Genomic DNA, 26,259 nt, shown 5'->3' with positions numbered 1-26,259 from the left:
GCCGCGCGCCGGCCAGCCCGCCGCCGTCAGGAAGCCTGCGCTTCGGCCAGTGCGCGCTGCACGGCCGGTCTTGCCGCAACCCGGGCCAGATAGGCCGCAAGCTTGGGGAACTGCGCGAGGTCGACGCCGTCGCCCTCCAACCAGCTGCCGATGGTGTAGAGATAACCGTCGACCACGCTGTAGCGCTCGCCCGCCGCCCAGGGGCCGGCGATCTGCGATTCCAGGTAGGCGGCGCAGGCGGTCATGGTCTGCGGTACCTTGGCCTGCATGGCGGCATGCGCGGCCGGATCGTCGGCCCAGCGCGCGCCGCGGCGCTTGTGCGCGTGCGCCACGTGCGCGGTGGACGCCAGATAGCTGGCCAGCTCCTGCATGCGCGCGAAGGCGAAAGGATCGTCGACCGGCGCCAGCTGCGCGGCCGGAAAGCTTTGCGCCACGAAGGCGAGCAGGGCGGGCGTCTCGGTCAGCACGCCGTGCTCGGTCGCCAGCGCCGGCACGCGGCCCTTGGGGTTGACGCGCAAGTACTCGGGGCTCTGTTGCTGCGCAGCGCCCATGTCCAGCTTGACCAGGTCGAAGTCGGCGCCCGCTTCATGGAGCGCGATATGCGTCGCCAGCGCACAGGTGCCAGGGGCTGTGTAAAAAGTCCAACGGGACATCCGCATCCTCTACTTTCTATGGTTGAAAAGCCAAGTCGCCACTACGGGCTGCCGGCTACAGGGTAGCCCGATCACCTGCCTGCGCCAAGCTTGGCGGCGACGCGCACGAAGCGGCGGCATTGTCTGATCTACATCAGACGGCAATCCGAATTGGCTGCGCGTTGCCATCCATGCGCGGGATCTGCTCCGCCCTGCGTGATAGCATCTGCGCCGATAAGGAACCGCCGAATGCATGCATCTGCCTATGCCCGTAGACGTTGGGTCGCGCTGGTCGCGATGGCCCTGTTCGTCTTCCAGGCGCTGATCGCGTCTTCGGCGCTGGCGGCCTCGGGCATCGGAACGGGCAAGCCCGGTGTCACCACCATCGTCTGCACGGCCAGCGGCCCACGCGTGGTGACGCTGGATGCCGATGGGCAAAAGCAGGGCGCGCAGCAGCACAGCGGCGCCTTGCCGCACTGCTGCAGCGCAGGCTGCGCCATGCTGAGCGACGCGCTGCCGCCCGAAATCGTGCTGCTGGCCTGGCTCCTGCCAGCCGCAGCCCCCGCAGTCCATCCCCCCGCCGCCGAACCCCACGTTGCAAGCGCCTTGACCCGGCTGCCGCAACGGTCGCGCGCGCCGCCGCCATCCGCCTGACCCTCTCCCCAGACTTCCACGACATGCCATCCGCGCAGCCCGCCAACCCGCGGGCCTGAGCGGTTGCGCCAGCGTCGCCCGCACGCAGCGGGCCAAGGTCCTTTTGCGCCGCGCGGGGAGGGCCCCCACTTCGTCACGCCCATGCGCAGACAGCGCGCTCCTGCCACGCCTTTCTTAAAGGCAGGCGGCCGCGCTGCCCGTCCGCGCCTGCCACCGCACGTTCCCGATCGACAGACACCAGACATGACCACAAACCAAGAATTCCTGCGCGCGAGTTGCCTGGCCGCCGCACTGGCCGCCTCATCTCCCGCCTGGCCCCAAGCCGCCGACACGCCCGACGTCTACACCACCGATCCCGTGGTCATCACGGGCGTGGAACCCAGCGCGCCGTTGACCTTCACCACGGATCCCAAGATCCCGCGCCAGCCGCTGCCGGCCAGCGACGGGACCGACTATCTGAAGACGATTCCCGGCTTCTCGGCCATCCGCAATGGCGGCACCAACGGCGATCCCGTGCTGCGCGGCATGTTCGGCTCGCGCTTGAATCTGCTGACCAATGGCACCTCCATGCCGGGCGCGTGCCCTGCGCGCATGGACGCGCCCAGTTCCTATATCTCGCCCGAGAACTTCGACCAGCTCACGGTCATCAAGGGACCGCAGACCGTGCTGTGGGGACCCGGCGCGTCGGCCGGGACGGTCAAGTTCGACCGCGACACGCCCCGTTTCACCGCAGCCGGCGTGCGATTCGACGGCAGCCTGACGGGCGGCTCGTTCGGCCGCAACGACCAGGCCGCCGACCTGACCGTGGGCAACGACAAGGTCTACACGCGCATCACCGCCAACCATTCCCACTCCCAGGACTACAAGGACGGCGACGGCAACACCGTGCCTTCGCGCTGGGACAAGTGGAACGCCGACCTGACCCTGGGTTTCACGCCCGACGCCGACACGCTGTACGAACTGACCGCGGGCACGGGCGATGGCGAAGCACGCTATGCCGGCCGCGGCATGGACGGCTCCCAGTTCAAGCGCGAGAGCTTCGGCCTGCGCTTCGAGAAGCGCAACCTGGGGCCCGTGCTGAGCAAGGTCGAGGCGCAGCTGTACTACAACTACGCCGACCACGTGATGGATAACTACACGCTGCGCGCGCCGGACCCCATGAGCGCCATGCCCATGGCCATGGCGGCCGACGTGGACCGCGCGACCTGGGGCGGCCGCTACGCCGGCACCTGGGAACTGACGCCGGATATCAGTCTGGTCACCGGCCTGGATTTCCAGCAGAGCCGCCATCGCTCCCGCAGCGGCACCGATACCGTGCCGTACAGCAGCCAGAGCTGGGTCAAGGACGCCGACTTTTCCAACACCGGACTGTTCGGCGAACTGACCTGGCGCGTCGCGCCGGACAGCCGCGTCATCGGCGGCGCACGGGTCGACTGGGCTTCGGCCAAGGACTTCCGCCAGGACACGGGCTCGATGATGATGCCCATGCCCAATCCCACAGCGGATGAGCGCCGCAAGGACACGCTGCCCAGCGGCTTCCTGCGCTATGAGCAGGATCTGGCCTCGCTGCCGGCCACGGTCTATGTGGGCCTGGGCCACGTCGAGCGCTTCCCCGATTACTGGGAGCTGTTCTCTCCGGACCAGGGGCCTGCCGGGTCCGTCAACGCCTTCCAGGGCGTGAAGCCCGAGAAAACCACCCAGCTGGATTTCGGCGCCCAGTACAAAACCGAAGCGCTGGACGCCTGGTTCTCAGGCTACGCCGGTTACGTCAATGACTTCATCCTGTTCAGCTACACCTCGGGCGGCATGATGGGGCCGGCCTCGCAGGCCACCAACATCAACGCCCGCATCGCGGGCGGCGAATTGGGCGTCTCGTACAAGCCGGCGACGGCATGGAAGCTGGGCGCCACACTGGCGTACGCCTGGGGCCAGAACCGCAGCGACGGCCACGCGTTGCCGCAAATGCCGCCGCTGGAGGCCCGGCTCAGCGCCGCCTACGATGACGGCACCTGGTCGGCCGGGGCGCTGTGGCGCATCGTGGCCGCGCAAAAACGCTACGCCTTGAATGAGGGCAACGTAGTCGGCAAGGACTTCGGCCCGAGCGCGGGCTTCGGCGTTTTCTCCGTCAACGGCGGCTATGCGGTCAACAAGCAGGTCCGCCTGTCGCTGGGCGTGGACAATCTGTTCAACAAAACCTACAGCGAACACTTGAACCTGGCGGGGAATGCGGGTTTCGGCTATGCCGCCAACACCGCAGTCAACGAGCCGGGCCGCACGGTCTGGGCGCGCGTGAGCTTCAAGTACTGACGCGCCCAGTCCGGAACACGCCGTCAGGACGAACGCCCGGTTGTCAGCAGACGGATGATGCCGCGCAGGTCCTGTTCGGCCTCCAGTCCGCGCAGCCGTCGCGCCAGCTCCCGTGTCTGGCCGGCGGGCAGCGGCGGCTGCACGGACGCGCAGCAGGCTTCGAACTTGGCGTCCTGTTCCGCCACGCCCAAGGGGCGTTCCGGACTGCCGGGAAAGGCCGGCATGTCGACCGCGAATTCGCGGCCGTCCTTCAGCCGCAATTCCACGCGCTGCGGGCTCATGGCGTTGGGGTCCGGATTGCCGTCATCCAGCACCTGGACACGGGCGGCCAGTTCGAAAGTCCTGGCCTCGGCCAGCGCGTCGGGATCGAAGTCGGGTATGCCGACCCGGCCGCGCAGCAGGGCAGTAGCGATGGCATAGCCCATGCAGAGCCGGGCCGTGGCGGAATCCATGCCCGGATGGGCCGGCCGTCCCACCAGGCGCACGATCAACGACGACGCGCGGACCGTGATCCGGTCCACGTCCCCGGGCTGCAGCGCATGGGCGCGCATGAGGTCCAGCACGGCGCCGATGCCGCTATGGGTGGCCCGGCCGGTCGGGTAGGGCTTGTGGCTCATGCGGGTGATCTGGAACACCCGGCCCACGTCCGCGCGAACCGCGTCCCAGTCGGCCTGGCCGGCGTCATACAGCGCGAAGTAGCCATAAGGGCCTTCCAGGATGTCGCGCGGACCGGGAAAGCCCGCGCGCGCCAGCTCGAAGGCCGTAACCGCCGCCCTGGCGTTCAGGCCGACCTGCAGGCCGACCGCGGGCGAGCCTTCGATATGCGCCTGCATGGTGCCGGAGAGATGACTGTACGCCAGCCCCAGCGCATCGCGCGTGGCGCTCTCATCCAACCCGCCAAGCTTGCACAGCGTAGCCGTGGCGCCCAGGCCGCCGCACATGGCCGGCCGGAAAAAACGCATGGGCGCGCGCTGGGCCAGCGCGACATAGATGGCGAAGTCCAATCCGGCGGCGACCGCGGTGATCAATCGGGGACCATCGACGCCGCCTTCGCGTTCGGCATAGCCCAGCGCCGCCGGCACGATGCAGGCAAACGCGTGCACCACCGCCCGGTCGTGGATCGCGTCGAACTCCTGGTTGAACACTTGATATGCGTTCAGCATGACCGCGCTGGCCAGCGGCAGCCGCTCGCCGCTGCCCCAGACGGTCGCTTCCGCGCCCTGGCCCAGGGCCTGGGCCGCCTGGCGCAGCGAGGGCATGCGGGGATGGCGCGAGCCGGATAGCCCGACGCCAACCGCATCCAGGATGAAGGTCTTGGCCGCTTCCACCGCCGCTGCGGGCAGGTGCTCGTATTGGGTGCGCAGCAAATGCGCGACCAGGGTATCGATGGCGTTCATGCGGCGGCTCCATCGGGCTGGACGGGAACCTGGGCGGCGTACCAGTCATACATCGCGGCGCCGGTGACGAAGGCGGTCATCGGGTGCTTTTGCAGCAGGTCCAGCATGGTGAGCAGGTCGGCGTAGCGGTGCGGCACGCCCATCAGATGGGGATGCAGTCCCAGCGTGAGGACGCGCGGACGGCCCGCGGTCCGGGCCTCGTCGGCATACAGGTCCAGCGTCCGCTCCAGGCGCCGGCTGAATTCCCCGGTGGCATGCTTTTCCACGGCGTGGATGACCGAGTCGTTCAGTTCCAGCGCGTACGGCAAGGCCAGCAAGGGCCTGCCGGCGGTCCGCATCCAGTTGGGCAGATCGTCCAGGCACCAGTCGAACAGGTAGTCGATGCCGGCCTGGGCCAGGAGATCCGGCGTGTCCAGCGTTTCGCGCAAGCCCGGCGAGAGCCAGCCGCGCGGCCGGCGGCCGCTGAAGCGCTCGATCCGGTCCAGCGCCGCGGCGATGGTGCGGGCCTGGCCGTCGCCGTCCTCTTGCGACAAAGCGCGCTGGTGGATGCCGTGGCCGATGAATTCCCAGCCGGCCTCCAGCAGCGCCTGGGCCGCCTCGGGGTAGGCATCGATGACGGAGGCGTTCAGGCTGGCCGAGGCAGGCAGGCCGCGGCCGCGGATGGCGTCGATGATCCGCGGCAGCCCGCAGCGCAGGCCATATTCGGCCCAGCTGTAGTTGGGCACGTCCGGCACCGTCTCGCGCCCGTGCGGCGCGGTCAGCAGGGTGCGGGGCATGGGCTGATCGAACGGCCAGTGCTCCACATTGACGACCAGGTGCACCAGGATGGCCCGGCCGTCCAGCGCCGCCAGGGGTGGGCGCTGGCTGGAAAGCATGAAAGGAATGCGTGGATTGTTCATGGCATCTTGCTCATGGTTCAAAGACGGCTCAGCGGCCAAGGAAGACCGGGTCGCGTTTTTCGGCGAACGCCCGCCGGCCCTCGGCGTAGTCCTCGCTGGCGAAGCACCGGGCCACCAGGGCGTCGATCGCATCGAGCTGCGCGGGCGCGGGCGGATTCATGGTCGCCAGTATGGCTGCCTTTGCCGCGCGCAGGGAGAGGGGCGCATTGGCGGCGATGGCGCGCACCCGGGCCTGCGACTGGCGGACGAAATCGTCGTCGGCGTACCGTTCGTGGACCAGGCCGCGGCGTTCGGCCTGCTCGGCGTCAAGGATGCGGGCGGTATAGAACAGGTCGAAGGCGGACGCCGCGCCCACCACGCCCGCCAGCCTGCGCATGTCGGCATAGGAGTAGCCCAGCCCCAATCTTGCGGCCGGCATGCGGAAGCGGGCGCTGGCGCTGGCATAGCGCAGGTCGCAGCCCAGCGCCAGGCCGATGCCGCCGCCCATGCAGGCGCCTTGTATCAGCGCAACGGTAGGCGCGGGGAAGTCCGCCAGCAATTGCTGCGCATCCGCCACCGCCTGGTTGTACCGGGCGACCGCGGCCGCGCCGTCGCGGGCCTGGTCGAACTCGCTGATGTCGGCCCCGGACACGAAGGCCCGGGTACCGGCGCCGGTCAGCGCCAGCACCCGGACTGCGGCGCCGTCGAGTTCACGCAGCGCTGCGGCCAACTGCAGCCACATGTCCAGCGTCATTGCGTTGCGCCGTTCGGGATGGCAGACCGTCAGGGTTGCAATGCCGTCCTGGAAATCCACCTGGATCTGGCCGCCGCTCATACCACGCCCTCTTCATACAGGCGCTCAATGTCGCCCGCGGCATAGCCCATCTCCGCGAGCATTTCGCGGGTGTGCTCGCCCCAGCCTGGCGCGGGCCGCCTGATCTGGGCGGGCGTGCGCGTCAAGGCCACGGGCTGCGAGATCAGCCGGTACTGGTGTCCGGCATCGTCGGCAACCGGCTGCGCCACGCCCAGGTGGCGCACCTGTTCGTCCTCGAACACCTGCGGAATGCTGTAGACCGGGCCTGCAGGCACCCCGGCGCGGTTCAGCAGGCCAACCCAGTGCGCGACGCTCTGTTGGCTAAAGCGCTGCGCCAGGGATTCATTGAGCGCACCCCGGTTCGCCACGCGCAACTTCTCGGTCGCGTAGCGCGGGTCTTCCAGCCATTGCGGCGCATCCAGGCACTCGCACAGGCGGCGCCAGTTGCCTTCGCCGGACGCGCCCAGGTTGAACGCGCCGTCGCTGGCCTCGAACAGCCCCATCGGGCTGCTGGTCGGATGGTCATTGCCTGCCTGCACCGGCGTGTCGCCGTCGTTCAGATAGCGCGCAGCCTGGAAGTCCATCAGCGCGATCTGCGTGTGCAGCAGGGAACTGTGGACCCATTGGCCCACGCCGGAGTGTTCGCGCTCCAGCAGGGCCAGCAGGACGCCGACCGCGGCATAGATGCCGGTGCCGCAATCTGCGACCGCGAGTCCCGCGCGCAGCGGACCGCCGCCGGCAAAGCCCGTGACCGACATGAGCCCGCCCATGCCCTGGATGATCTGGTCAAAGCCCGGCCGGTCCGCATAGGGACCGTCCTGGCCAAAGCCGGAGATGCTGGCCAGGATGATGCGGGGATTGATGGCGCGCAGGGCGTCGTAGTCCACCCCAAGGCGCGCCTTGACGTCGGGCCGCCAGTTTTCCACCACCACGTCGGCCGTGGCCACCAACTGCTTGAAGACGGCAAGGCCTTCGGGCTTCTTCAGGTTCAGCGTCATCGACCGCTTGTTGCGGTTCAGGTTCTGGAAGTCGCCGCCAGTACGGTCCGCGGCGAACATGGCTTCATTGGGATCGATCCCGGCCGGCGGTTCGATGCGGATCACGTCCGCACCGAAGTCGGCCAGGATGCGCACGCAGGTCGGGCCTGCGCGCACGCGCGAGAGGTCCAGCACGCGAAAGCGCGCCAGGGTGGGGGAGGCATTGATTCTGGCCATGATGAGTCCCGTGGATTAGCGTTGCAGAATGGCGGAAAAGGGCAGGGCGTACTGATGCGCGAAGGCCAGCAGCAGGGCTTCGCTGCCGGGCGCGCCGACCGCTTGCACGCAGACAGGGCGGCCTTGCGCATCGATGCCGACGGGCAGGACCAGCGCCGGCAGCCCCAGGTAGTTGAGGTAGGCGTGATGGCGGTGCAGCGCGCCGAGGGCGCGGGGATCGAAATCGGGGCTGCTGGTGGTGACCGCGGCGCGGTCCGGCACGCCTTGCGGCAGGCAGGGCGTCAGCAATAGATCGGCGTCGGCCAGACAGGTGGCAAGGAAGGCCGCGCGCAGTGGCGCGATCTGCGACAAGGCATGGCGATACCAGACCGCCGGCATGGCCCAGCCCGGCAGCGCGATGGCCTGGGTGGCCGGCGCCAGCGAGGCCAAATCACGGCGCACGCTGCCCGCGAGCGTGGCGGCGGCTTCGGCATGAAGCACGATCTGCGCCAGACGGTTCAAGCGGTCCAGGTCGGGCGCGGGGCGCAAGCCGATGCGTTGCGGATCGGGCAGGCCGCGTTCGAATCGCGCCATCGTCTCGGCCACGTCGGCGCGCGCTCCGGCAGTCGCCAGCGTCGAGGCCAGCCTCCAACGCCGCGGCCTGGATAGTTCCCGTTCGATCAGCGCCATGTCCGCGGGCAACGCGGACGCGGTTGGCGGCGTTGGCAGCAACGCGGCGTAGACGCAGGCCGCATCCAGCGCGCTGCGGCCCATCACGCCCACCGTGTCCAAGGTAGGCGCCAAGGCCGCCACGCCGTCCGCCGGGATCGCCCCCGGAGTCGGCTTGAGTCCCACCAGGCCGCAGGTCGCGGCCGGCATGCGCACAGAGCCGGCCGTATCGGTGCCCAGCGTCGCGGGGACCAGGCCTGCCGCCACCGCGACCGCACAACCGCTGGACGATCCGCCCACCGCGGCGGCGGCGTCCAGCGGATTGGCCAGCGGCGCGCCGTGGGGGTTCTCGGCCGTCGCACCGCAGGCATGCTCGGCCATCGCCAGCGCGCCAAGATTCAGCGCGCCGTGTTCCTGCAAGCGGCGCAGCGCCGTGGCCATCGGCCCTGGGGCTTCGTCGCGCAACGGCCGCCCGCGCCCCGGGGCGTGCATGCCGGTCTGGAAGGCATCCTTGTGCGCCAAGGCCACGCCTTCAAGCAGGCCGCCAGGACGCACGGTCTGCCCAGAGGGTTGATAGGTGCGCGTGGCGCAGAGCAGGTCGGCCGCCCGGCGCTGGAACGCCGCAGCCTGGGTCGAGACCAATGCCACGCGTGCGCCGGGCGCGGCCTGGGCGTAGTTTCGACGCATGTCGGCCACGGAAAGATGCAGCAGAGAATCAGGCATCGTCGTCCCCGCAGCCGTCGATCTCGGCCTGCACGGCGGCAAGGCGCAAAAGCGTGCGTGCGACCGCCGCTTGCGTCTCCACTGGTACCGCCAGGCCATGCGTCTTGCAGGCCAGGGCGACCCAGGCCTGCCATTCCTGCTTGGGCGAGTCTTCCATGCTCATTACCTCCTGCCGCGTTTTGCTCGTTAAAATAAAAGTCTAGTCTCATAAATATATTTATAGAAGTCAATAAAATACTATGCCTAGCGTGAATTTTCTTACCCCCTACACCGGAGTCCGCCATGAAAGCCGCTGAGCGCATCCGCCTGTCAGTCGAAGAGTCCATCCGCGATGGCAGCCTGCTGCCGGGAGATCCGGTCGATGAACAGATGCTGATGCAGACCTACGACGTCTCCCGCACACCGGTGCGCGAGGCGCTGCTGCAGTTGCAGGCGCAAGGGCTGGTGGCCAGCCTGCCGCGTGGCGGCATGGTGGTGGCGAAGATGGACGTGGCCCAGTTGCTGGCGATGTGGGAGCTGCTGGCGGAGCTGGAAGGCATAGGCGCGCGCCTGGCCTGCGAACGCATGACGCCCGCCGAACGCGACGAGCTGGCAGCCATCCATGAACGCGCCGCGGCCGTGGTGCGGCGCGAGGACACCGACGCCTGGCAGGAACACAACCGGCGCTTCCACGATGCCCTGTACCTGGGCGCCCGCAATCCCTATCTGCGCCAGGAGATCCTGCGCATGCGGTCGCGCACCGGCGCCTACCGGCTGCACGCCTTTTCCGCTTTCGGCCGCCTGGCCTCGTCATGGGAACAGCATGGCCAACTGCTCGAAGCCATCCAGGCGCAGGACCCGGCGCGCGCGGCCGCGGTCATGACGCAGCACATGAGCCCCGGGCAGGGCGCCACCAGCTTCGCGTCCTTCATCGCCGCGCTGCCCAAGAACCTGTTGGCCTGAAGACGCGGCGGCGGACCTCGCCCCGCGGCGGCCACCGCGGGTTAATCCTGATTATTGTATTTTTTCATAATGGCACAATATATTTATAGCAGACAAAAACATCTGCTCGCGTAACCTTGCCCCGGTATCGGCGGGCTAGGGCGCTCCCCTGATCCGCTCCACCGAGGAACCCGCTATGGATGCTGTTTCACCGCAACCCCTGTCCGCGCCCGCACACGGCGCCGCGCCGGCCGCCGATCCTGGCCAGATGCACCGCAAGGTCGCCTGGCGCCTCATTCCCTTCCTGATCTTCCTGTTCCTGCTGGCGTGGATCGACCGCGTCAACGTGGGCTTCGCCAAGCTGCAGATGCTGCAGGACCTGCGCTTCAGCGAAGCGGTGTACGGCCTGGGGGCGGGCATCTTCTTCATCGGCTACTTCATCTTCGAAGTGCCCAGCAACCTGCTGCTGCAACGCATCGGCGCGCGCAAGACGCTGGCCCGCATCACGATCCTGTGGGGCCTGACCTCGATGGCGATGGCGTTCGTGACCACGCCCACCTCCTTCTATGTCCTGCGCTTTCTGCTGGGCGCCTTCGAAGCGGGCTTCTTCCCCGGCGTCATGCTTTACTTGACGTACTGGATACCGGCAGGCAGGCGAGGGCGCATCAATGGCTGGTTCATGACGTCGTTCGGCATCGCCGGCATCGTCGGCGGGCCGATAGCCGGACTCATCATGAGCGGCATGGACGGGGTGGCGCCGCTGCGCAACTGGCAATGGCTGTTCGTGCTGGAAGGCATTCCTTCGGTGATCGCCGGACTGGTGGTGCTGGCCTATCTGCCGGACCGCCCCCAGCAGGCGCGCTGGCTCAGCGCGGCGGAAAAGGCCGCGCTGACGGCCGAGCTGGACAGTGAACGCCTGGACCCCGGCAAACACGCCAGCTTCGCCCAGGCCCTGCGCCTGCCTGCCTTGTGGCTGTGCACCGCGGCGTACTTCTGCATCGTCGGCGGCAATGCGACGCTGGCGTTCTGGATGCCTTCCATCGTGCGCGAGCTGGGCGTGCAAGGCGCGCTGAACATAGGCCTGTTGTCGGCCATCCCGTTCATCCTGGGCACGGCCGCGATGGTGATCAACGGCGCCCATTCCGACTCCACCCGCGAACGCCGCTTGCATTGCGCCGGCGCCACCCTGGTCGGCGCGGTCGGCCTGTCCTTGACCGGCGCCTACATCGGCAGCCCCGTGCTGGCGATGGGCGCCTTGAGCATCGCCGCCATCGGCGTGCTGGGGGCGTTCCCCGTCTTCTGGGCCATCCCGGCGGCATTCCTAACCGGCACCGCCGCGGCGGGCGGCATCGCCTTCATCAATTCGGTCGGCAACCTGGCCGGCTTCGCCACGCCGTTCATGATGGGCTGGCTCAAGGAATGGACGGGCGGCGTGGCCGCAGGCCTGTACGTCGTGGCCGGCATGCAGCTAGTCGCCACGGCGGTCGTCGCGCTGACGATGCGCAGGCTCGCGGTCTAGGCAGCGGTGGCGGAAGTAGTGCGCAAGATCCGGCGCCGTGTCATCATCGGCGGTGCACGACTGAACGCGCGGCTCCAGTCTCATTCTTGCGAGCCGCCCGACATCGCCGGACTGCGGCACTACAACGGGGAAGGACTCCGTGCGCCAGGAATGCAGACACGCCCGAGACAGCGCCTCCAGGGGGGCCGAGCCCGCCACGGGCGGCGCGGCACGCCGGGGCCATCCGGTCACCTGGCCGCGACTGGCCAAGCAAATCCTGATCCTGCTGTGCACGGGCCCGGCTTTCATGGGCGCGGCGTTGGCGCAAGCGGACGCCGACGCAGACGCGAACGGCGGCGGCCTGGACATGGGCGACTTCCTGTTGCGCCAGAACGGCGCGCTGCCGGTACCCGTGATCATCACCGAGCCCGCAGTGGGCTATGGCGGCGGCGTGATGCTGCTGTACTTCTCCGAACCGGCGGGTGAGGCCGCCTCCCAGGGCCAGCCGGAAGGCAAAAGCAAGGCGCCGCCCAATGTCACCGGCATTGGCGCCATGGCCACCGAAAACGGCACGCGCGGCGGCGCGCTGTTCCATTTCCGCAGCTGGGACGCCGACCGCTACCGCTACCTGGGCGCGCTGGCCCAGGGACGCGCAAACCTGGAGTACTACGGCGCCTCCAGCCACGGACGCAGCTACGAGGTGAAGGGCACCTTCCTGATGCAGCAGGTCCTGGCCCGGGTGGGCGACACGCCCTGGTACGTCGGTCCGCGCTATACCTATTTCCGCTCGAACACCCGGTTCACCGGCAGCCAGGCTGGCGAACTGTCCAAGGCCGAATTGGCGGGCCGCATCGGCAAGGCCGGCGTGGTGGTGGACTACGACACGCGCGACAATATGTTCTATCCCAACCGGGGCAGCTATGCCGAGTTGGAGGCCCAGTTTTCGCGCAGCTGGCTGGGCAGCGACCAGGCCTTCGAAAGCTACCGCACGCGCGGCTACACCTGGCTGCCGCTGGCCCCGCGCTGGACCCTGGGCCTGCGCGGCGACGGCCAGTTCACGCGCGGCACGGTGCCGTTCTACGCCCAGCCTTACGTCGACCTGCGCGGCGTGGCGCGGGGCCGCTACCAGGACCGCGACGCGCTGACCTTCGAAACAGAATTGCGCTGGGACGCCACCCCGCGCTGGTCCATACTGGGGTTCAGCGGCGTGGGCAAGGCCTACGGAAACTGGAAATCCTTTGCCGATTCCACCAATGTCGTCAGCATCGGCACAGGCTTCCGGTATCTGATAGCCGCCAAGCTGGGATTGGCGGTGGGGATAGACATCGCCCACAGCAAGGACCAGAACGCCTTTTACATCCAGGTTGGGAGTGCATGGCGATGAAGACAGATGACGATAGTTCCATGTTGCAGGCCGGCACGTCCCAGCTCGGCAACCTGCTGCAATTCCTGGCCTGGATCGCCGAACGGCCGCGCACCTATGCGCAGACCATGGACGCCTGGCGCAGTTCGTGTCCGCGCCTGTCCGCCTGGGAAGACGCGACCGCCAACGGGCTGGTGGACGTTCCCCGCCGCGCGGATGTCGAACCGGTGGTTGTCCTGACACCCAAAGGGCAGATGCTGCTGGCATCTTCGGACGGCGCCAGGCGGACACCAGCGCGCCCCTGACACGGCCGGCCGAAGGCTCTACGCCGCATTCAATTTTTACTTACATTTGTGGCCGCGCAAGCGGTAACAGTGTGGTTTTCTTTGCGGATTTCGTCGAAAAAAAGCACTGATTCGTCGAAAAAAAGTTGCGCGAGGTGCGCTGCCTGCGGATTCTAGTGGCGAAACTTTGCCAGTTACTACTGAGCGCGCGCCCGCCGACCCGGGTAAACCGCGCTCGGGTCACAAGAATCCGCTCAGCCATGAAGCCCACATCACGCCCGGCGCACAGCCCCAGTCTGCCTTTTCCCCTGCTGCGGCAGAACACGTTGCGGCTGGCCATCGCGTCCGCGCTGGGCGCCTGCGCCTGGAGCGTAGCGGGCGGCGCACAGGCCGGCTATGCATGCGCAGGCGGCCCCACCCTGAACGTGCCGTCCGGCAACTACCCAAGCGCCCAGGCCATCTGCGAGGGCGACAGCGGCGTAGACCATGACAACGAAAAGAACGGCCAGAACGGACCGGACGTGTCGGTCACGTCCTCGGGCAACTACAACGCCGACGAGAACCAGACCCGGCTGAACCCGGTGGGCGTGGTCACGGCCATATCGCGCGGCGGCGACGGCGTGGACGAAGGCACGGCAGGAGACGGCGGCCACATTACCGTATCCAGCACGGGCGACATCGCGCTCAACGGCACGGCGCTCAGCAATTTCAACAGCCTGATCATGGCAGTCTCGTCCGGCGGCATCGGCGACCCCGCCAACGACAACAACGACTCGAACGGCGGACACGGCGGACTGGGCCAGAACGTGACCGTGACCAATTCCGGCAACCTGACGATGTCCGGTTCCCTGCCCACGCCGCGCCAAGGCCTGTACGGCATCAACGCGCGGGCCCTGGGCGGGGCCGGCGGCGACCAGAACGATCCGACGCTGGAATACGGCGACCAGGTGGGCGGCAATGGCGGCAACGCCAGCACGGTCACGGTCAGCAACACCGGCGCCATCAACCTGGGCAGCAGCGCCACGCGGCTGCGCACCTATGCCAACGGAGCTGCCATCTACGCGAATTCCGTGGGCGGCATGGGCGGCTACAACAACGGCAATGCCGGCACCGGCGGCACCGTGCAAGTGACGCACCAGGGCCAGGCCAACAGCTACTGGCAGGTCTTCGACAGCGCCACGGTCTTTGGCATCTACGCGCAAAGCATAGGCGGCGACGGCACCGCGTCGACCGACAACAGCGATAACGGCGGCAATGGCGGCGGCACCTCGGACAGCTGGACCCAGAAGGTGACCGTGGACGTGAATGGCTCGGTGCTGCTGGACGTGGCCGGTTCGGCGGCCGGCGCGACCGTGCAGGGCGCCGGCGTTGCCGCCCGCGCCATTGGCGGCAAGGGCGGCAAAGGCCCGGACAAGGACCATTCCGGCGGCAATGGCGGCACGGGTGGTGCCGTGGCGATCAATCTCTATCAGGGCGGCAGCGTCGCGACCCGCGGCGACAACCTGCCCGGCCTGGCGGCGCAAAGCCTGGGCGGGCAGGGCGGCGACGGCACCGACAGCACCAAGCTGGCCGGGCAGGGCGGGGGCGGCGGGTTTGGCGGCAACGCCAGCGCCGTCAACATTTCCACCGCCAGCGGCAGCGCCATCAGCACGACGGGCAATTTTTCCACCGGCATCGTGGCGCAGTCGGTCGGCGGCGGCGGCGGCACGGGCAGCGACTTCGTGTCGGTGTTGGGCGGCCAGGGCGGCAATGGCGGCAATGGCGGCAACGCTGGCGCGGTCAATGTGGCGACAGGCGCCACGGTCACCACTGTCGGCGACCACGCCTACGGCGTGCTGGCCCAGTCCATTGCCGGCAGCGGCGGGGCGGGCGGCGCGGACACGGCCGAACTGGTTTCCTTGGGCGGGGACGGCGCGGGCGGCGGGGCGGCCGGCCAGGTCACCCTGAGCAACAGCGGGTCCATCGCCACCTCGGGCTACAACTCGCACGGCATGATAGGCCAATCCATCGGCGGCGGCGGCGGGGCCTCGGGCAGCGCCACTGGCCTGCTCAGCGTAGGCGGCAGCTCGGCCGGGGCCACCGGCTCGTCGGGCAGCACGGTGGTGATCGGCAATACCGGCTCCATCACGACGGCCGGCAACGCCGCCATCGGCATGGTGGCCCAGTCCATCGGCGGCGGCGGCGGCAGCGGCGGCGACAGCATCGGCGTGCTGGGCGTGGGCGGCGGCGGCGCCGGGGGCGGTGCGGGCGGCAACGTCATCATCCAGGACCTGGGCTCGATCCAGACCGCGGGCCAATTCGGCGCGGGCGTGCTGGCCCAGTCCGTGGGCGGCGGCGGCGGCAACGGCGGCGATACCTTCACCGCATCGGTGGGCGTATCGGTGGCGATCGGCGGCAGCGCCAGCGGCGGCGGCAACGGCGGCACAGTCTGCATGAGCAACCAGGGCGGCTGCGACGGCACGCTGACGTACTCGACCGCGAACCTCACCACTCACGGCAACTACGCACCCGGCATCATCGCGCAAAGCATCGGCGGCGGCGGCGGCACGGGCGGCAGCGTCAAGAACGCCAGCGTGGCATCCTTCGCGGCGCTGCAATTGGGCGGTAGCGGCGGCGCGGGCGGCAATGCCGCCGAGGTCAAGGTGGGTTACAGCAATCTCAACATCAGCACCGGCGGCGCCCATTCGGCCGGCATCCTGGCCCAATCCATAGGCGGAGGCGGCGGCAACGGCGGCGACGCCAGCTATTACGACGTCACGGTGGGCTTCAATGCCGCGGTGGTGTTGGGCGGCAGCGGCGGCTCGGGCGGCACCGGCTATTCCTCCATCGTGAACCTGAGCGGCTCCCACGTCGCCACCGGCATGGATTACGCCAGCCCGAACATCGATCCCTCGACCTACGCGCCCAACGATTCCTTCGGCATCCTGGCGCAGACCATAGGCGGGGGCGGCGGCAATGGCGGCAGCTCCAGCGCCAGCGACCTGGTGGTGGCGGTACCCACCGGCGAGGGCGCGTCCCTGGCGTTCAATTTCGAAGCCGCGGTGGGCGGCAGCGGCGGGGCGGGCGGCAGCGCCTGCCCGCCGGGGGATGGCGCGTGCGTCACCCAGGTCAACCTCAGCAACGGTTCCACGGTCGCCACCTTGGGCGACGGCTCCCACGCCGTGATGGCCCAGTCCATCGGCGGCGGGGGCGGCAATGGCGGCGATTCGTCCGTGCTGTCCACCGTGCTGGGCGATGCGACCACGATCTCGCTGTCGGCCGGCATGACGCTGGGCGGTTCCGGTTCGGCAGGCGGCAACGGCGGCGCGGTGGGCGTGAGCCTGGGCGATGCCAACGGCGCCTATGTCGGCATGCCGCCGTCGTTGCTGACCCCGCCTGGCGTGCGCGTCCCCTCGGCATCCACCATCGTGACCTATGGCGACTACGCCAATGGCGTGCTGGCGCAATCCATAGGCGGAGGCGGCGGCAACGGCGGGGTCGGCAGCAGCAACGCCTACACCCACGGCGGGCCCACTAACGTCAAGCTGACCCTGGCCCTGGGCGGTACCGGCGGCTCGGGCGGCACCGGCGGCAATGTGGACGTGACGCTGAATCCCAACTTCGCCATCCGCACGCTGGGCTCGGGTTCGCGCGGCATCGTGGCGCAGTCCATCGGCGGCGGCGGCGGGGCCTCGCAGGGCGGCACGCTGAATGTGGCTGGCAGCGCCGAAGAGCGTCCGTCAGCCCGTCTGCAGGTGGGCCTGGGCGCGACCGGCGGTTCCGGCGCCACTGGCGGCAGCATCAATGCGACATTGCAAGGCGCCATCCGCACCGAAGGCGGCGACGCCGATGGCGTGCTGCTGCAATCGATCGGCGGCGGCGGCGGGCTGGGCGGATCGCTGGGCGCCGACGCCTCGTCCTATCCCATCCTGGACCGCATCGGCAATCACAGCGACAACAAGGAACGGCTCGACGACGAAAACAGCACGTATCAATTCGGCGTGGACGTGGGCGGCACCGGCGGCACGGGCGGCCATGGCGGCAACGTCACCGTGAACTACGCGGGCAAGATCGCCACCGCCGGCGACTGGGCCGACGGCCTGGTGGCCCAATCCATAGGCGGGGGCGGCGGCGTGGGCGGATCGTCCAGCGCCTCGGGCAGCAAGATCAAGGCCAACGCGATCATCGGCGTGGGCGGCAGCGGCGGCGCCGGCGGCAATGGCGGTGTCCTGAGCTTCCTCTTCGACGACGACCATGGCAACAGCATCGCCACCACCGGCTACAACGCCTACGGCGTGCTGCTGCAATCGATCGGCGGGGGCGGCGGGCAGGGCGGCGATGGCTCGGACCAGGCCCAAGGCACCATCACCGTCGGCGCCTCGTTTGGCGGCACAGGCGGCGTGGCCGGCAACGGCGGCAACATCCTGACCTCCGGCGGCGGAAGCTGGCTGAATGTCCAGACCGCGGGCGACGACTCCCCGGCGCTGGCGATGCAATCTATCGGCGGAGGCGGCGGCACGGCCGGCGCGGGCAACAGCAGCTCCAAGCTGCAGCAGGACAGCCATTCCATGAGCGTCGCAGTGGGCGGCAACGGCGGCTTGTCCGGCTCGGGCGGCGCCATCGACGTCGCCACCGGCATCGCCGCCACCACGCAAGGCGCGCGCGCCTATGGCGTGCTGGCCCAATCGATCGGCGGCGGCGGCGGGCTGGGCGGCGCGGGCGACGCCAGCAACCTGTCTGGCGTGTCGCTGGGCGGGCGCGGCGGCGCGGCCGGCGACGGCGGCGCCGTGACCCTGACCTTGAATGCCGGCAGCCACATCAGCACCAGCGGCGCGGGCTCCCATGGCCTGATCGCCCAGTCCATCGGCGGCGGCGGAGGCATCGCGGGCGACACCAGCAAGGGCTTGCAGCTGGACTCGGGCGGCTGGACCCCAGGCAGCGGCCAGACGGGTGGCAACGGTAACGGCGGCGCGCTTAACCTCAATGTCGCCAGCAACATCACGACCCAGGGCGCCTACGCCTTCGGCGTGATCGCCCAATCCATCGGCGGCGGGGGCGGGCTGGGCGGCAATGCCGCCGGCGGCTTCGCCGGCAGCACGGCAGGCGCCGGCAGCACGGGATCCGGCGGGAACGTCACGCTGACGCAGAGCGGCAGCATCGCCGCCACCGGCGCCGGCGCCACCGGCATCTTTGCGCAAAGCGCCGGTCCGCAAGGTTCGGGCCAGGTCGCGGTCACCGTCGACGGTTCGGTCAGCGGCGGCACCGGCGCGGGCGCATATGGCGTCTGGATCGTCGGCGACAAGCAGAACACGCTGACCGTGGGCTCGGCGGGCATGATCATCGCCGGCGCAGGCGGCAGCGCCGTACGCTACGACGGCGCCGCCCTGCAGCAGGCCAAGACCGTGAGCTTCCTGGCCAGCGCCCCCGGCGCCAGCCTGTCCGTCAACAATGCGGGGACCGTGCTGGGCAACATCGAATGCGGCGGCGGCGCGGGCGGCATCGCCTGCAACGTCTGGAACGCCGCCAGCGGCACCCTGAGCGACGCCACGCTTTATCAGGCCAACATCGACAACGCGGGGCTGGTCGCCATAGGCAGGTCCGGCGCCTTCGACACGCTCATGGTTACGGGGAATTTCAACCTGCAGGCCGGCGGCCTGCTGCAGGCGGACGTGGACTTCGCCAACCTCAAATCGCCGAGCATGGTGGTGCAGGGCGATACCCGCCTGAACGGCCAGGCCAATGTCCAGCCCATCACCTTGCTGCCCGATCACGAAGTCACCGTGGCGACGCTGCAAGGCGATGTGCAAGGCAGCCCCGTTGCCAAGGACAGCCCGGTGATCGACTACGACGCCAGGCTGGACGGCAAGAACGTGCGCGTGCGCGCAACGCAGGCCGACTTCGCCGCGCCGTCCATGCAATTGGCCGCCAATCAGCGCTCGGTTGCGAATCATCTGCAGGGCGCCTGGAACCTGGGTGGCAACGCCGCCATGGCGTCCTTGTTCGCGGCGCTGGACATGGCCTCCCGCGAAAGCGCCGACACCTATTCGAACCGGCTGTCCGACCTGTCGGCCGGCGTCACCGTGGCGCCTGCCGCGCAGATGCAGGCCAGCATGGCGCGCTTTACCGGCGCCATGATGTCGTGCCCGGCATTCCAGGGCGGCGACGCGCTGACCGGCGAGCAGGATTGCCTGTGGGGCCAGGTGTCCGGCATCAATACCAACCAGGACGGCGACGGCGGGGTCTCCGGATTTTCGTTCGATGGCGTCACCTACCAGTTCGGCGGCCAGCGCCAGGTCAGTCCGGGCTGGTTCCTGGGCGGGTCCGTTGCCTACCAAAACAGCCATCTGAGCGGCGACGACGGACGGGTCAGCGGCAAGGGCGACAGCGGTTATGCCGGCGTGGTGGTCAAGCGCGAAACCGGACCCTGGACCCTGTCCGCGGCCCTGGGCGGCGGCTACGGCCAGTACGACATCAACCGCAGCATCCGCATCCCCGGCATGCAAAGCACGGCCGACTCGGATCTGGACGTCTACGGCGCGGCCTTGCGCCTGCGCATCGCGCGCACCTACGCCGGGGAACACGTTTACCTGAAACCCTATGTGGACGTGGACGCGTCCTACACCCACATGCCCGGCTACAGCGAATCCCGCGACGCCCTGCATCTGGACGTGGAAAGCAGCAACGAATTCGTCATGGCCCTGTCGCCGACGCTGGAACTGGGCGGCAAGGTGGCGCTGAAGAGCGGCGCAACCATGCGCCCCTACATGTATGGCGGCGTGTCGTTCCTGTCCAAGGACGAGTACACGGTCAAGTCGCGCTTGCAGGGCGCGCCGGCAGGCTCGGGCGCCTTCGAGACCTCGGTGCCCATGGACGACGTCATCGGCCGCATCGGCGCGGGCCTGCAGGTATCCAACGCGGGCGGCCTGGACTTCCGGTTGCAGTACGACGGGGATTTTTCGTCCCACATACAAAGCCATCGCGGCACGTTGAAGGTGATGGTGCCGTTCTGAACGCCCCGCAGGGCTCCGCGCGATTCGATACTGCGAACGGTTCTTGGTATCATTTAGCCCCGCTGGCCGCCGGGCTGAATCCGGCCAGGCCGCCATTCCGTGTCATCGCGCTGCCTATCGGGGGCGTTCGAGCATGTCCAAGCCCCTACAGCCGCTCCAGCTACTCTGCGAAAACCACTACGACTGGCTCTGCCAATGGTGGCGGCATCGCCTCGGCCATGGCGATGAGGCCGCGGACTTCGCGCACGACACCTTTCTGCGCGTGCTGCGCCATCCCGAGGAAGTCCGCACGCTGCGCCAGCCCAGGGCCTATCTGACCACCATCGCGCGGGGGCTGCTCAACGATCACTGGCGCCGCCGCTCGCTGGAACGCGCCTGGCTCGAGGCCTTGGCCGCGCTGCCGCCCGAATTGGAAGCCTCGCCCGAGATGCTGCTGGGCGTGCAGCAAGCGCTGCAACAGTTGGACCGCATGCTCGGCAATCTGGCGCCCCAGGCGCGCGAGGTGTTCGTCCTGTCGCAACTGGAAGGGCTCACCTACGTCGAAATCGCCGCCCGCACCGGCTTGAGCGACCGCACGGTGAAGCGCTACATGGCCCAGGGCTTCGAAATCTGCCTGACCATGCTGGATTCCTGACCCATGGCCGCCGCCGAATCCAAACCGCTAGACGCCTCCGTCATACGGGAAGCCGCCCGCTGGCTCGTGCGCCTGCATTCCGGCGAGGCCGGACCGGCGGATCACGCCGCCTTCGAACGCTGGCGTCACGGTCATCCCGAACGCGAGCTTGCCTGGCAACGCGCCCAGCGCCTGATGCAGCAGTTCGACACGGTGCCGGCCTCGGTTGGCGTGCCGCTCTTGACGCGCCCGTCGCAAGTCAGCCGGCGCGCCGTGCTGCGTACGCTGGCGGTCCTGGGGGTTGCCGCGCCCGCCGCCTTGCTGACCTACCGCCTGTATGCGGAGCCGGCAGGCGCCTATCGCACGGCGGTGGGCGAAAACCAGGACCTGCGGCTGGCCGACGGCAGCCAGGTCCATCTGAATACCGATACGGCCATGGAGGTGGGCTACTCCGACGAAATGCGCCTGCTGCACCTGCGCGGCGGCGAAATCTATGTGCGCACGGCCGCCGACCCGGCGGGCAGGGCGCGGCCCTTCATCGTGGAGACTCCCCAGGGCCGCTTGCGCGCCTTGGGCACCCGGTTTGTCGTCCGGCAACTGGACGATGGCGACGTCCAGACCGAGCTGACCGTGCTGGAACATCGCGTCGCCGTCACCCTCGGGAATGGCAGTCCGGAGCGGATCTTCAATGCCGGCGAGTCGGTGCGCTTCACCGCCAATGCCTTTCTGCCGAACGCACAGGCCAGGTCAGACGCGCCCGGATGGACGCGCGGCGTCCTCGAAGCCGACAACATGCGCCTGGACGCCTTGCTGGCCGAGGTCTCGCGCTACCGGCGCGGCGTATTGCGCTGCGACCCGGCGGTGGGCGGCCTGCGGGTATCTGGCGTATTCCGCCTACAAGACACCGACGCGCTGCTTGCCGTCGTGGCCAAGACCCTGGATCTGCGCGTCGTCACGCGTACCGCCTACTGGGTCACCCTGAGGCGCTGAAAGCCGCCTGGTTTCACTCGCTTACAACTTTGCCGCTACGCCCTTGTCCCTTTTCCCCGCGCTCATCCGGCATACCGCGCATTGATGACCTGTAGGGATGTGACCAAGTGGCAGTCGTAGACAAAACCCAACCCCGCGTCCTGCGCTTGGCCGGATTGACACTGAGCCTGGCCGCCGCCTTCGCCGCCGCGCCGCCCGCCGCGGCCCAAAGCTCGGCCCCGGCCGCGACGCACGACTACCGCATCCCGGCAGGTCCCCTGGACCAGGCGCTTTCCGCCTTCGCCAAGGCGGGCGGCATCACCGTTTCCTTCCGGCCCGAGGACACGCGCGGACTGAGGACGCAGGGCCTGGACGGCAGCTATGGCGTGGAATCGGGGCTGGCCAGGCTGCTGGCCGGCACCGGCCTCGCCGCGGAGGAGCAGGGCGGCCAGGGATACGTGGTGCGCGCGCCAGCCCCTGCGGCCAAGGCCGTGCCTGCCGGCAACGCCAACACGCTGGAATCGATCCAGGTCAGCGGCGACTGGCTGGGCACCGGCCTGGAAAACAGCGTGCAGACCTTTGGCGGAGCCCGCACGCTGGTCAAGCGCGACGAGATCCAGAACAGCGGCGCCACCAGCGTGGCCGACGTGCTGCGGCGCGTGCCCGGTGTGCAGATCAGCGGCAGCACCAGCGCCAGCGGCAGCTCGGTCGGCCTGCACGTCGGCATCCGCGGCCTGAACCCGCGCAATTCATTTCGCACCACCATGCTGCTGGACGGCATCCCCATGGCCATGGCCCCTTATGGCCAGCCGAACCTGGTGATGTCGCCGACCAGCCTGGGCAACATCGAAGCCATCGACGTGGTGCGGGGCGGCGGGGCGGTGCGCTATGGCCCGCAGAACGTGGGCGGCGTAATCAACTTCAAGACCCGCTCGATTCCGACTGGCAGCGGACTCACCGCCGAGGCCTCCGCCCGCTACAACATCTTCAGCCAGGGCGGCACCAATACCCAATACACCGGCTTCCTGGGCACGCAGTTCGAAAACGGGCTGGGCGTGGCGCTGATGTACTCCGGCATGGACGGCGAACAATGGCGCGATGCCAGCCATGACCGCTACAACGACGTGGCGCTGAAATGGCGCTTCGAGCTGACCCCGACGTCGGAAATCTACGGCAAGTTCGCCCATTACGACGTCAAATCGATGACGCCGGGCGGCCTGACGGTGGCGCAGTACCGCGACGATCCATTCCAGAACACCCATCCCACCGATTACTGGAAAGGGCAGCGCGATCAGGTCGACATCGGATACCTCAATTCGATCTCGGACACCCAGGAATTCGAGGCCCGGGTCTATCACTACGACAGCTCGCGCCAGAGTTCGCTCATCAATACCGCGACGGGCCGCAACGATTATCAGCCGCGCAACAACCAGGTACTGGGCATAGAGCCGCGTTACACGCAGCGCCTGGAATGGGGGCCGACCACGCACGACGTGACCATCGGCTACCGCTACATCCACGAAACCGGCCAGGACCGGCGCTATTCGGAATCCCTGGCCACGGGCCAACGCATCGGCGCGGCACAGGTCTTCGACAACAAGACCGAAGCGCACTCCATCTATCTGGACGACCGCATCGCCTACGGCAAATGGCGCGTCACGCCCGGCGTGCGCTATGAACACATCCGCACCAACCGCCAGCCCAGCGGCACCGCCAACGACACGCCGTTCGACCTGCGCAACAGCCGCGGCCTGCCTTCGCTGAACATCGCCTATCTGGTCGACGATGCGTTGACGCTCTATACCAACTACAACACCTCGTTCGGCGCGGTGCAGTACACGCAGCTGAACTCGATGTCGGCCTCCAATCCGCTCAGCCCGGAAGTCGCCAAGACCCTGGAAGCCGGCCTGCGCTACTCGGGCGAACAGACCCACACCGAGTTCACGGTCTTCAACCTGAAGTTCGACAACCAGATCCTGTCGATACCCGGCACCAATCCGGCCGTGTTCCGCAACCTGGGCGCCACCACCCACAACGGCGTCGAATTCGCCATCGACTACGACTTCGACAAGTCCGGCCCGCTCGCCGGCCTGAATCTCTACGCCAACTACACCTACGTGCGCGCCATCCAGAAATCCGGCGAATTCGAAGGCCGGGACGTGCCGTTCTATTCGCGCCAGACCGGCACGCTGGGCGGACGCTACATGCGCAACAACTGGACTTTCAACCTCTACACGACGGCACAGAGCGGCCAGTACTCGGACACCGCCAACACCGAAGAGGAGAACGCCGCCGCGACCAACGGCCGCGTGCCGGGTTTCAGCGTCTGGAACACGCAGCTCAGCTACAAATTGCCCCAATGGAAGGGCAGCGAGCTGGCGGTGGGCGTGAACAACCTGTTTGACCGGCGCTACTACACCCGCAACGTCGACACCAACGGCGGCCGCATGGTGGGCGCGCCGCGCATGGTCTACCTGCAGGCGCGCCTGGCCTACTGATGCCCCGGCGTATCTGGCTGCTCTGCCACCGCTGGGTGGCGCTGGGCCTGGGCGGGATCCTGATCCTGTCCGGCCTGACCGGCGCCTTCCTCGTGGCCGCGCGGCCGCTGGACAAGCTGCTGCATCCGACACTTTTCGTCGCCGGCAACGACGGTGTCGGCGTCGGCCAGCTGGCCTCGTTCGAGTCCATACGCCGCAATCTGGCCGCGGAGTTCGGCCCGCAGGCCTCCTTCACCTTCCGCCCGCCGCGCGAGCCCGCCGAAACCATGCAGGTCAGGGTGAGGGCGCCGAGCGCCTGGGACGGCACGGTCTATCTCGATCCGGGCAGCGGCCGGGAGCAGGGCAGAAGGGGAGAGGACGAAGGCATCGTAGCCCTGGCCTACAAGCTGCACAGCGCCTTGATGCTGGACCGGACCGGCAAAGCCGTACTGGCCTGGGCCGCGCTGGCCTATCTGGTCCTGGCGGTGTCGGGCCTGATCGTATGGTGGCCGCGCAAATGGCCGCCGTCCTTGCGCATGGTGTTCAACAAGGGCGCGCTGCGCGCCTTGTTCGACGTGCACCGCAACGGCGGTGCCATCCTCGCGCTGCTGCTGGCGGTGTGCATGGCCAGCGGCGCCTATCTGGCATGGCGTCCGATAGGCGGCTGGATCACGCTGGCCAGCGGCCAGCCCCCGGTCGTGGCGCCCAAGCTGCCGGCGCGGCCAGCGGGCGCCATCCCGCCGCGCTCCCTGGACGAATTGGCCGCAACCGCACAAGCGGCATTTCCGGACGGCGCGATTGGCTACCTGCTGTACACGCCGCGCATCGACCGCCCCTTGGCCATACGCATGCGCGTGCCCGACGATCCGCATCCAAACGGCAGATCCACCGTCTGGCTCGACCCGCGCGACGGCACAGTGCTGGCGGCGCAGCGCTGGAATCAGCTGGATCCGGGCGCCCGGATCAACTCGGTGCTTTATCCGCTGCACACGGGAGAGTTGGGCGGGGTGGCCGGCGAAGCCATCGTGGCCTTGCTCGGCCTGGGCCTGGGCGTGCTGGGCATCAGCGGCATCTGGCTGTGGTGGCGCAGGCGCGCATGGAAAGCCCAGTTGAAAATCCAGGCCCGCGCGCCGCGATGAGTCCATCTAGATGGACGCCTGCTTCATCCGGCGCGACAGATCGGCGGCCGCCTCCTTGCGCTCGCTATAGCGGTCCACCAAATAGGGCGAGGCATCCCGCGTAAGCAGGGTGAACTTCATCAGTTCCTCGACGACGTCGACCACGCGATCGTAGTAGGGCGATGGCTTCATGCGTCCCGCCTCGTCGAATTCCTGGTAGGCCTTGGCCACCGACGATTGATTGGGAATGGTCAACATGCGCATCCAGCGCCCCAGCACCCGCATCTGGTTCACGGCGTTGAAGGACTGCGATCCGCCCGACACCTGCATCACCGCCAGCGTCTTGCCCTGGGTCGGGCGCACCGCGCCCACCGACAGCGGAATCCAGTCGATCTGCGTCTTCATCAATCCCGTCATTGCGCCGTGACGCTCGGGCGAACTCCAGACCATGCCTTCGGCCCATTGGACCAGCTCATGCAGCTCGCGCACCTTGGGATGGTCATCGCTGGCGTCATCGACCAGCGGCAGTCCCGAAGGATTGAACAGCCGGGTCTCGCCCCCCAGCGCCCGCAACAGGCGCGCGGCTTCCTCGGCCACCAGGCGGCTATAGGAGCGTTCGCGCAACGAACCGTACAGCAGCAGGAACCGCGGCGCGTGCGCGGCCCGCACGGCAGGAAACAGCCCGGCCTCGCCGGGGCGATGGAACAACGACGAATCAATGTTGGGCAAATCGGCCAGGGTTTCAGACACGGACCACCTC

Annotated in this window: 19 protein-coding genes; 11 read left to right on the top strand and 8 right to left on the bottom strand. The window is 68.5% G+C overall.

Annotated elements, in window-relative coordinates; genetic code table 11:
• Positions 1–26 precede the first annotated feature (26 nt).
• Positions 27–653, bottom strand: a complete 627-nt coding sequence (locus tag IB257_RS03445) for a glutathione S-transferase family protein (RefSeq protein ID WP_054454865.1) — start codon at positions 651–653, stop codon at positions 27–29.
• A 228-nt stretch (positions 654–881) separates the two neighbouring features.
• Here IB257_RS03445 and IB257_RS03440 point away from each other — a divergent pair, with 228 nt between their 5' ends.
• Positions 882–1,286: a DUF2946 family protein gene (locus IB257_RS03440; protein WP_054454382.1), complete on the top strand. Its 405-nt coding sequence runs from the start codon at positions 882–884 to the stop codon at positions 1,284–1,286.
• A 243-nt stretch (positions 1,287–1,529) separates the two neighbouring features.
• A complete protein-coding gene (locus tag IB257_RS03435; protein ID WP_192491873.1) occupies positions 1,530–3,593 on the top strand; it encodes a TonB-dependent copper receptor in 2,064 nt (687 codons plus the stop codon).
• 23 nt (positions 3,594–3,616) lie between these two features.
• On the opposite strand, the gene IB257_RS03430 is transcribed toward IB257_RS03435, so the two are convergent.
• Genes IB257_RS03430 through IB257_RS03405 form a run of 6 tightly spaced genes read right to left on the bottom strand, consistent with a single transcriptional unit; the run spans position 3,617 to position 9,430 of the window.
• A complete protein-coding gene (locus IB257_RS03430; protein WP_192491872.1) occupies positions 3,617–4,990 on the bottom strand; it encodes an MmgE/PrpD family protein in 1,374 nt (457 codons plus the stop codon).
• Positions 4,987–5,889 (bottom strand): polysaccharide deacetylase family protein, encoded by a 903-nt coding sequence (locus IB257_RS03425; protein WP_054454388.1) that lies wholly within the window; start codon positions 5,887–5,889, stop codon positions 4,987–4,989. Before IB257_RS03425 ends, IB257_RS03430 begins: the two co-directional genes overlap by 4 nt.
• A gap of 28 nt (positions 5,890–5,917) precedes the next feature.
• Positions 5,918–6,703 (bottom strand): enoyl-CoA hydratase, encoded by a 786-nt coding sequence (locus IB257_RS03420; protein ID WP_192491871.1) that lies wholly within the window; start codon positions 6,701–6,703, stop codon positions 5,918–5,920.
• Entirely contained in the window at positions 6,700–7,896 is a 1,197-nt protein-coding gene (locus tag IB257_RS03415; RefSeq protein WP_192491870.1) for a CaiB/BaiF CoA-transferase family protein, read from the bottom strand. Before IB257_RS03415 ends, IB257_RS03420 begins: the two co-directional genes overlap by 4 nt.
• Positions 7,897–7,911: 15 nt before the next feature.
• Entirely contained in the window at positions 7,912–9,267 is a 1,356-nt protein-coding gene (locus tag IB257_RS03410) for an amidase (protein ID WP_192491869.1), read from the bottom strand.
• Complete coding sequence (locus tag IB257_RS03405) at positions 9,260–9,430, bottom strand: hypothetical protein (protein WP_156337376.1); 171 nt, start codon at positions 9,428–9,430, stop codon at positions 9,260–9,262. The genes IB257_RS03410 and IB257_RS03405 overlap by 8 nt, the downstream gene beginning before the upstream one ends.
• 119 nt (positions 9,431–9,549) lie before the next feature.
• Here IB257_RS03405 and IB257_RS03400 point away from each other — a divergent pair, with 119 nt between their 5' ends.
• From IB257_RS03400 to IB257_RS03360, 9 genes are all read left to right on the top strand, one after another.
• Positions 9,550–10,209 (top strand): GntR family transcriptional regulator, encoded by a 660-nt coding sequence (locus IB257_RS03400; RefSeq protein WP_054454398.1) that lies wholly within the window; start codon positions 9,550–9,552, stop codon positions 10,207–10,209.
• Positions 10,210–10,384: 175 nt separating this feature from the next.
• Positions 10,385–11,707: an MFS transporter gene (locus IB257_RS03395; RefSeq protein ID WP_054454400.1), complete on the top strand. Its 1,323-nt coding sequence runs from the start codon at positions 10,385–10,387 to the stop codon at positions 11,705–11,707.
• A 286-nt stretch (positions 11,708–11,993) separates the two neighbouring features.
• Positions 11,994–13,070 (top strand): BamA/TamA family outer membrane protein, encoded by a 1,077-nt coding sequence (locus tag IB257_RS03390; RefSeq protein ID WP_119452040.1) that lies wholly within the window; start codon positions 11,994–11,996, stop codon positions 13,068–13,070.
• Entirely contained in the window at positions 13,067–13,354 is a 288-nt protein-coding gene (locus IB257_RS03385) for a hypothetical protein (RefSeq protein WP_225588731.1), read from the top strand. Before IB257_RS03390 ends, IB257_RS03385 begins: the two co-directional genes overlap by 4 nt.
• A 239-nt stretch (positions 13,355–13,593) precedes the next feature.
• A complete protein-coding gene (locus tag IB257_RS03380) occupies positions 13,594–20,322 on the top strand; it encodes an autotransporter outer membrane beta-barrel domain-containing protein (protein WP_192491868.1) in 6,729 nt (2,242 codons plus the stop codon).
• Between the two features lie 133 nt (positions 20,323–20,455).
• A complete protein-coding gene (locus tag IB257_RS03375) occupies positions 20,456–20,956 on the top strand; it encodes a sigma-70 family RNA polymerase sigma factor (protein ID WP_054454404.1) in 501 nt (166 codons plus the stop codon).
• Positions 20,957–20,959: 3 nt separating this feature from the next.
• Positions 20,960–21,925 (top strand): FecR domain-containing protein, encoded by a 966-nt coding sequence (locus IB257_RS03370; RefSeq protein ID WP_192491867.1) that lies wholly within the window; start codon positions 20,960–20,962, stop codon positions 21,923–21,925.
• A 146-nt stretch (positions 21,926–22,071) separates the two neighbouring features.
• Complete coding sequence (locus tag IB257_RS03365) at positions 22,072–24,402, top strand: TonB-dependent receptor (protein WP_225588730.1); 2,331 nt, start codon at positions 22,072–22,074, stop codon at positions 24,400–24,402.
• A complete protein-coding gene (locus IB257_RS03360; protein WP_192491866.1) occupies positions 24,402–25,520 on the top strand; it encodes a PepSY domain-containing protein in 1,119 nt (372 codons plus the stop codon). The genes IB257_RS03365 and IB257_RS03360 overlap by 1 nt, the downstream gene beginning before the upstream one ends.
• A 6-nt stretch (positions 25,521–25,526) precedes the next feature.
• On the opposite strand, the gene arsH is transcribed toward IB257_RS03360, so the two are convergent.
• Positions 25,527–26,249: an arsenical resistance protein ArsH gene (arsH, locus tag IB257_RS03355; RefSeq protein ID WP_192491865.1), complete on the bottom strand. Its 723-nt coding sequence runs from the start codon at positions 26,247–26,249 to the stop codon at positions 25,527–25,529.
• Positions 26,250–26,259: the final 10 nt, after the last annotated feature.

This window comes from Achromobacter sp. ACM03, assembly GCF_014851665.1.
GTDB classification, from domain to species: Bacteria; Pseudomonadota; Gammaproteobacteria; order Burkholderiales; family Burkholderiaceae_B; genus Achromobacter; species Achromobacter aegrifaciens.
The sequence above is the reverse complement of the archived record's forward strand: the minus strand, read 5'-3'. Positions and strand labels throughout refer to the sequence as shown.

Coding starts and splice junctions, on each gene's coding strand:
- IB257_RS03425 (WP_054454388.1), bottom strand. CDS start 5,889: ATGAACAATCCACGCATTCCTTTCATGCTTTCCAGCCAGCGCCCACCC.
- IB257_RS03415 (WP_192491870.1), bottom strand. CDS start 7,896: ATGGCCAGAATCAATGCCTCCCCCACCCTGGCGCGCTTTCGCGTGCTG.
- IB257_RS03370 (WP_192491867.1), top strand. CDS start 20,960: ATGGCCGCCGCCGAATCCAAACCGCTAGACGCCTCCGTCATACGGGAA.
- IB257_RS03445 (WP_054454865.1), bottom strand. CDS start 653: ATGTCCCGTTGGACTTTTTACACAGCCCCTGGCACCTGTGCGCTGGCG.
- IB257_RS03440 (WP_054454382.1), top strand. CDS start 882: ATGCATGCATCTGCCTATGCCCGTAGACGTTGGGTCGCGCTGGTCGCG.
- IB257_RS03405 (WP_156337376.1), bottom strand. CDS start 9,430: ATGAGCATGGAAGACTCGCCCAAGCAGGAATGGCAGGCCTGGGTCGCC.
- IB257_RS03395 (WP_054454400.1), top strand. CDS start 10,385: ATGGATGCTGTTTCACCGCAACCCCTGTCCGCGCCCGCACACGGCGCC.
- IB257_RS03360 (WP_192491866.1), top strand. CDS start 24,402: ATGCCCCGGCGTATCTGGCTGCTCTGCCACCGCTGGGTGGCGCTGGGC.
- IB257_RS03435 (WP_192491873.1), top strand. CDS start 1,530: ATGACCACAAACCAAGAATTCCTGCGCGCGAGTTGCCTGGCCGCCGCA.
- IB257_RS03380 (WP_192491868.1), top strand. CDS start 13,594: ATGAAGCCCACATCACGCCCGGCGCACAGCCCCAGTCTGCCTTTTCCC.
- IB257_RS03385 (WP_225588731.1), top strand. CDS start 13,067: ATGAAGACAGATGACGATAGTTCCATGTTGCAGGCCGGCACGTCCCAG.
- IB257_RS03430 (WP_192491872.1), bottom strand. CDS start 4,990: ATGAACGCCATCGATACCCTGGTCGCGCATTTGCTGCGCACCCAATAC.
- IB257_RS03410 (WP_192491869.1), bottom strand. CDS start 9,267: ATGCCTGATTCTCTGCTGCATCTTTCCGTGGCCGACATGCGTCGAAAC.
- IB257_RS03390 (WP_119452040.1), top strand. CDS start 11,994: ATGGGCGCGGCGTTGGCGCAAGCGGACGCCGACGCAGACGCGAACGGC.
- IB257_RS03375 (WP_054454404.1), top strand. CDS start 20,456: ATGTCCAAGCCCCTACAGCCGCTCCAGCTACTCTGCGAAAACCACTAC.
- IB257_RS03420 (WP_192491871.1), bottom strand. CDS start 6,703: ATGAGCGGCGGCCAGATCCAGGTGGATTTCCAGGACGGCATTGCAACC.
- IB257_RS03400 (WP_054454398.1), top strand. CDS start 9,550: ATGAAAGCCGCTGAGCGCATCCGCCTGTCAGTCGAAGAGTCCATCCGC.